The organism is Cyclobacterium salsum, from assembly GCF_010119245.1.
GTDB classification, from domain to species: domain Bacteria; phylum Bacteroidota; class Bacteroidia; order Cytophagales; family Cyclobacteriaceae; genus Cyclobacterium; species Cyclobacterium salsum.
The window spans coordinates 1-893 of sequence record NZ_WNKG01000041.1 but is presented as its reverse complement, the minus strand read 5'-3'; the positions used below and the strand labels follow the sequence as shown (position 1 = coordinate 893).

Sequence of the window (893 nt, the reverse complement as noted above, 5' to 3'; positions counted from 1 at the left end):
GGGCCACATTGTAGCTAAAACTTGCCCCTCCACCATGACGCTCTGATCGGTACATCGCATCGTCGGTGGTACCCGATACGTCTGCAATATTGTTGTTGGTATAGGTGGACCCACCGACAAAAGAATTATCGGCATCGTAGACAAAACCAGACCCCGAAGTAAACTGCGGGCCTCCCGAATTGATTCCAATGGAAGTGGTAACCTGCTCATCAACAGACAGCGCAAACAGGTCGCTGACACTTAAGGCGCCGTCCGAGGCGGTAACCATTATTTCCAGTGTACCGATATCGGAAATCGCCGGAATACCATTAAATGTACGGTTAACGGCATCAAAATTCAACCAGGTTGGCAGAGGGCTATCGTCCGACAACGATGCGCTATAGGAAAGCGGATCCCCATCGGGGTCTGAAAACGTGGTTTCGGAAAAGGTGAAGTTATATTCGATGCCTTCGGTGGCAAATTGGTCCGGAATGGGATTCACTATCACAGGCGTTCCGGGATCAATCGGTACAAAACCTTCACCGTTCAACCCGATAATCAATGGGGATCCGGACCCTGTATGCCCCACCTCAACCTGTGCCGACTTAGGGCCTTCTGAGGCTGGGGCGAAGACGACGGCTAGATTTGCTGAGGCACCCGATTCCAGGATAAACGGACTTGTGAAATCATGGGTAAATTCGTTGCTGTTTTCCCCTGTGATCACCACCGAATTGACCTCGATGGAAGAAGGTTCGGCATTAGTGAGGGTGAGGATCTGCGGGTCGGAAAGGGTACCGGTAGCCTGGGTCATAAATTGTAATGTTTCCGGATCGGAGGATAGCACTTTAGGTTTTTCCACAATTTCAATGGCACTGACTTTGGGGTTTTCCGAAACCTTTTCAAAGAGCAGGTTT

Annotated in this window: 1 protein-coding gene; it reads right to left on the bottom strand. The window is 50.3% G+C overall.

Annotated elements, in window-relative coordinates; all coding sequences use genetic code 11:
* On the bottom strand, nt 1–893 hold an 893-nt coding region (locus GJS45_RS23570; RefSeq protein ID WP_162344349.1), incomplete at both ends, for a putative Ig domain-containing protein.